The sequence below is a fragment of the Mycobacterium sp. GA-1841 genome, assembly GCF_001954135.1.
Lineage (GTDB): Bacteria > Actinomycetota > Actinomycetes > Mycobacteriales > Mycobacteriaceae > Mycobacterium.
The window spans coordinates 1-5,492 of record NZ_MBEQ01000082.1; the positions used below are offsets into that span (position 1 = coordinate 1).

Consider the following 5,492-nt stretch of genomic DNA (forward strand, 5'->3'; position numbering starts at 1 on the left):
CCTACGACGAACACACCGCCTGGGCACACCGCGCACAAGCCGCCGCTTGACACTTAGCTCCCAGGGATGTCTCGCGGTGCTGGGGGGGTTAGGCGAGCGGCTAAGAGGAGGGCTTGGTGGCGGCGTGCAGCGCCACGATCCCGCCGGTCAGGTTGCGCCACTTGACGTTTGACCAGCCGGCCGTACCGATACGTTGGGCCAGCTCGGCCTGGTCCGGCCAGGCCCGGATCGACTCGGCCAGATACACGTAGGCGTCCGGGTTGCTCGACACCGCGGTGGCCATCCGCGGCAGTGCCTGCATCAGGTACTCCTTGTAGAGCGTGGCGAAGGCGCGGTTGGTCGGCGTGGAGAACTCGCAGACCACCAGCCGGCCGCCGGGCCGGGTCACCCGGGCCATCTCCCGCAGTCCGGCCACGTGGTCGACGACGTTGCGCAACCCGAAGCTGATGGTGACGGCGTCGAACACCCCATCGGCGAACGGCAGCCGGGTGGCGTCGGCGCCCACCTTCGGCACGGGACGCGACGCCCCGGCGGCCAACATGCCGACCGAGAAGTCCGCGGCCACACACCACGCGCCCGAACCGGCCAACTCGACCGTCGACACCGCGGTGCCGGCGGCCAGGTCGAGCACCTTGTCGCCGGGTCCGATCCCCAGCGCCGCCCGGGTCTGCCGCCGCCAGAACCGGTCCTGTCCGAGGGAGAGCACTGTGTTGGTCAGGTCGTAGCGTCGCGCCACGGCATCGAACATCGACGCCACTTCGTGGGGGTTCTTCTCCAGGCTCGCTCGGCTCACGCTGCTGACGGTACCGGGCGCGGGTCAAAACATTGTCAGTGACCGAAACCCTGGACCTGCGCGGTCACCACCTGTGGACTTCCTGCCAGTCGCCGGCTGCGGGAATGGGTATGGCCATGGCACGCCTTGAACCGCAAGGATCGAAAAACGAAGGGTTGAGCATGAGTGAAAAAGTGTGGTTCATCACCGGTGCATCGCGGGGCTTCGGCCGGGAATGGGCGATCGCAGCCCTCGACCGGGGCGACAAAGTGGCCGCCACCGCGCGTAACACCGAGACATTGGCCGATCTGACCGCCAAATACGGCGACGCACTGCTTCCCATCCGGCTGGATGTCACCGACCGGGAGGCCGACTTCGCCGCGGTGAAACAGGCCCACGACCATTTCGGCCGGCTGGACATCGTCGTCAACAACGCGGGCTACGGGCAGTTCGGGTTCATCGAGGAACTGTCCGAGGCCGAAGCCCGGGATCAGATCGAGACCAACGTCTTCGGCGCGTTGTGGGTCACCCAGGCCGCGCTGCCCTACCTGCGTGCCCAGGGCAGTGGGCACATCATCCAGGTGTCCTCGATCGGTGGCATCACCGCGTTCCCGTTGGTCGGCATGTACCACGCGTCCAAGTGGGCGTTGGAAGGTCTGTCCCAGTCGTTGGCCCAGGAAGTTGCCCCGTTCGGTGTCCATGTGACGCTGATCGAGCCAGGCGGGTTCTCCACCGACTGGGCCGGCTCCTCGGCCAAACACGCCACCCCACTCGCCGATTACGACGGTGCCCGCGACGCCGCGCAACAGGCTCGGGCCCAGCGCAGCGCCAAACCGGGCGATCCGAAAGCGTCGGGCGCCGCGGTACTCAAGATCGTCGACTCCGAAAACCCGCCGCTGCGAGTGTTTTTCGGTGAGCTGCCGTTGCAGTTGGCCAAGGCCGATTACGAGAGCCGGTTGCAACTCTGGGACGAGTGGCAGCCGGTGTCGGTGGAAGCTCAGGGCTGAGTTCTCACCGCGAAGAAAGTTCAGGCGGCGCGCAACTGACGCAGGCCCTGCACGGCCTCGTAGTGACCGATCAGCTCATCGCAGATGGCCGGCCAGGTGCGGCCCAGCACGCTGCGCCGGGCGGCCACGGCGTAGCGCGCCCGCTCGGCGATCAGATGCTCGACGGCCGTGGGTAAGGCTGCCTCGAATTCGGCGACCGGAAGCAACAATCCGGTACGGTACGGCGCGATCAGATCGCGCGGGCCGCCGGCGTCGGGAGCGATCACCGGCAGCCCGGAGGCCATGGCCTCCTGCACCGCCTGGCAGAACGTTTCGTGCTCGCCGGGGTGGACGAACACGTCCATGCTGGCGTAGGCCGACGCCAGCGCCTCACCGAGCAGCTCACCGGTGAAAACCGCGGTCGGCATGAGTGTTTCGAGTTTGGCATGGTCGACCCCGGCGCCCACCACCACCAGTTGCAGATCGTCGCGGGCGGCCAAGGAGGCCAACCGTTCCACGTGCTTTTCCGGCGCCAACCGCCCGACGAACCCGACGATCGGTTTGCCCTCCGGTGACCAGGACCCGCGCAGCCGCTCGTCACGGGCCGACGGGGCGAAGCCCGTGATGTCCACCCCGCGACCCCACTTGAATAGCCGGGGAACGCGGTGGGCGGCAAGGTTTTCCATCGCCGCGGTGGACGGGGCCAGGGTGCGGTCGGCCTTGCTGTGCAGCCGACGGGTCCAGGCCCACGACGCGCGGGAAAGGATGCCGACTCCGTAGCTCTCGGCGAATCCGGCGACGTCGGTCTGGAACACCGCCACCGTCGGCACCCCGAGGTGCCGGGCGGCATGCACGCCACCCCAGCCCAGTAGCGCCGGCGACGCGAGATGCACGACGTCGGGATCGAAACCGCGCAACACGTTGACCATTCGGGGCCGCGGCACCCCCAGCGGCAGCGAGGTGACCTTCGGGAACATCCGCGAAGGCACCCGGTGCACCCGCACGCCGTCATACACGCGTTCGGCCGGGGCCTGGCCGCGCGGGGTGTCGGGGGCGATGACGAGTACCTCGTGGCCGGTGCGGCGGAGATGCTCGATCACCCGAAGCACCGAGTTGGTGACACCGTTGACATTCGGGAGGAAAGACTCTGCAACGATCGCAACGCGCACACCAGGATGTTCTCAGCGGCAGCTGTCGCCAAGGTAGCGTCCGGGGATACGACACCCTAAAACCTGATGCCCGCGGATAAAGTTGCGGCATGCGATTGACGCGGATGGCCACCGCAATGCTGGCTGTGCTGGCCTTGTCTGTTGCGGGGTCCACGGCCGGCTGCACGCGTCTGGTCGACGGCGATGCGCAGGCCAGCGGCGACAAACCCGGCAGCGCGATCACCCAGGACGGCACGGGCATCCAGATCGGCTATCCCGATGCCCCGGCCCAGATCGACCTGTTCACCGAACCGCAGTGCCCGGCGTGCGCGCATCTGCAGCACAACGTCGGCGACGACATCGCCGCCGCCGTCGGACAGGGCCGGCTGGCGGTCACCTACCGGCCACTGACCTTCCTGGATTCGACCGGCACCGAGTACTCGGCCCGGGTGGCCAACGCCATGTTCCTGGCCGCCGGGCCGGGCACCACCGGCGCCGCGTTCCAGGCGTTCGTGCAGGACCTGTGGGGCCATCAGCAGCCCGAGGGCTCGACCGGCCCGAGCGACGACGAGATCGCCGCCATGGCGACCGACAGCGGGGTCGGCTCTGAACAGACCGACAAGATCGCTGCCGCCGAACACCTCATCGATGCCGACGAGCTCAACGAAGCCAACGCCGGGCTGCTCAGCGAGACGACGTACGAGGTGGCCACTCCGGCGGTCTACGACCTGGTCGGTGAAACCATGGTCGACATCGGCGACCCCCAGTGGCTGGCCAAACTGCTGAATACGCCTACGAGCTGACCGGGGCTCCGGCGCCGCGCCGGCTGAGCCGTCGCTGCAGGAAGGCCAGCAGGGCCAGTGCCGCGCTCGCGGCCAGCCAGCCCACCACCGCGATGGATCCGGCCGGGATGATCGCGAGCGACGCGTTGCGGTCGCGGACCCGCACCAGATCAGGGTTGTTCTTGTCGTACTCGACGTAGATCCGCATCCCGGCGTCGAGTTCGGAGGGATACAGCACGCCCAGTTCGGGGCGGTAGGTCACCCGGTCGGGCGTGACGAACTCGATCGTCGAGCGGCGCGGCCCGGCGCTGAGCACCTCGGCGGCCGCCACCCCCATGTGGCGCTCGATCTGCTGGTCGTTGCGCCAGGCGCCGAGCACCAGCAGCACCGACTGCAACGTGACCAGGCAGGCGGCGATCACCACGCCGATCCGCACACGGCGGATGATGCGCTGCGAACGGGTCTCCCCCGGTTCGCCGTAGAGGTGCGGGATCAGGGCCTGCACCATTGCCCGGAATCGCGCGGCGATCTCCGCGGGCCTCACAAGGCCGCCTTGATCGCTGCGTGCAGGGCGCGCAACGACGACCGGTCGGCCTTCACCTCCAGCACCCGCATGCCGTCGAACGGTTCGGCCAGCGCAGCGGCTAGTTCGTCGACCTCCATCTGCCTGCTGTCCACGTGATAGGCCCGGCACAGGGCAGCGACGTCCACATCGTGGGGGGTGCCGAAAATCCGCGACGAGACGTCGGAGAACCGCGGGTCACCCTGCTCCAACAACTCGAAGATGCCACCGCCGTTGTCATTGGACACCACGATGGTCAGGTTGCGCGGCGTCGGCTCGGTCGGCCCGATCAACAGCCCCGAACTGTCGTGCACGAACGTCAGGTCCCCGATCAGTGCGATGGTCCGGCGCGGCCCGTCGCCCGCTCGCTCATGCGCCAGCGCCGCACCGATCGCCGTCGACACCGTCCCGTCGATCCCGGCCGCCCCACGGTTGGACCGCACCTTGACGCCCTCGGCGGTCAGCCCGACCAGGGCGGCGTCGCGCACCGGGTTGGACGCCCCGAGCACCAACTGGTCCCCCGGCCGCAGGGCGTCGGCGACCGCCGCGGCCACGTGCAGACCGGTGGTCATCGGGTGCGACGCGAGTTGATCGCGGACTGCCGCGACGGCGTGCCTGTTCACCTCGGCGCAGCGGTTGAGCCAGGCCGGGTCCGGGGTTCCCGACGTGACCGCGCGGGTGCCGGTGGCCATCGAGTTGCCCGAGACATCGGGCCAGCGCGGGCCGGTGGTCAACGCATAGACCGGCACCGCCGGATCAGCCAGCAGCGCCGAGACCGGCCGGTGCAGGGTGGGCCGGCCCAGCATGATGACCTGCTTGGGGTGCACCAACCGTAGACCCAACGGATGCAACGGGTTTCGGGGCGGCGGCGCGGTGGGCTCGGCGACCGTCGGCAGATCGGCCAGGTTCGGGTGCGTTCCGGCACCGTGCCCGGCGATCGCCACGGTGTCCGGGGTGAGATCGATGTCGAGGGGCTGGTCGAAGCTCACCGGTGGCGTGTAGGTCCATGGTTTGCCATCCGGCCGGCCTTCCGACGAGCGCTCGCGCGAGGAGCCGACAAACCCCGGAATCGACGAATCGCCATGGACGCTGTCGGGCACCAGCGGCTCGCGCAGCGGGATGTCGAACTGCACCGGACCGGCGTTGGGGGGGGGGGGCCCGCGGGGGGGCGCCCGCCCCCCGCGGGGGGGCGCCCGCGCCGGGGGGGGGGGGGGGGGGGGCGGTGGGGGGGGGGGGGAGACG

General features: G+C 69.4%; 5 protein-coding genes and 1 pseudogene. 2 read left to right on the forward strand and 4 right to left on the reverse strand.

Going from position 1 to position 5,492, the window contains the following annotated elements; genetic code table 11:
* Positions 1–100 precede the first annotated feature (100 nt).
* The gene (locus A5740_RS19700; protein WP_076196771.1) at positions 101–793 is read right to left on the reverse strand and encodes a demethylmenaquinone methyltransferase; all 693 of its coding nucleotides are present in this window, start codon (positions 791–793) and stop codon (positions 101–103) included.
* A 161-nt stretch (positions 794–954) separates the two neighbouring features.
* Between A5740_RS19700 and A5740_RS19705 the strand changes: the two genes are divergently transcribed.
* Positions 955–1,779 (forward strand): SDR family oxidoreductase, encoded by an 825-nt coding sequence (locus A5740_RS19705; protein ID WP_076196772.1) that lies wholly within the window; start codon positions 955–957, stop codon positions 1,777–1,779.
* Positions 1,780–1,799: 20 nt separating this feature from the next.
* Here A5740_RS19705 and A5740_RS19710 read toward each other — a convergent pair whose 3' ends face one another.
* Positions 1,800–2,927, reverse strand: coding sequence for a glycosyltransferase family 1 protein (locus tag A5740_RS19710; protein ID WP_076196774.1), 1,128 nt, complete (start codon positions 2,925–2,927; stop codon positions 1,800–1,802).
* 89 nt (positions 2,928–3,016) lie between these two features.
* On the opposite strand from A5740_RS19710, the gene A5740_RS19715 reads away from it, so the two are divergent.
* The gene (locus tag A5740_RS19715; RefSeq protein ID WP_254849258.1) at positions 3,017–3,709 is read left to right on the forward strand and encodes a thioredoxin domain-containing protein; all 693 of its coding nucleotides are present in this window, start codon (positions 3,017–3,019) and stop codon (positions 3,707–3,709) included.
* Here A5740_RS19715 and A5740_RS19720 read toward each other — a convergent pair.
* Together A5740_RS19720 and A5740_RS19725 are read right to left on the reverse strand one after the other, a co-directional pair.
* On the reverse strand, positions 3,699–4,196 hold the full coding sequence (locus A5740_RS19720) for a DUF3592 domain-containing protein (RefSeq protein WP_076196778.1): 498 nt from the start codon (positions 4,194–4,196) through the stop codon (positions 3,699–3,701). The two genes, A5740_RS19715 and A5740_RS19720, sit on opposite strands and share 11 nt — an antisense overlap.
* Positions 4,197–4,228: 32 nt before the next feature.
* Positions 4,229–5,401, reverse strand: a pseudogene (locus A5740_RS19725) (2-succinyl-5-enolpyruvyl-6-hydroxy-3-cyclohexene-1-carboxylic-acid synthase); the annotation flags it as partial.
* Between the last annotated feature and the right edge of the window lie 91 nt (positions 5,402–5,492).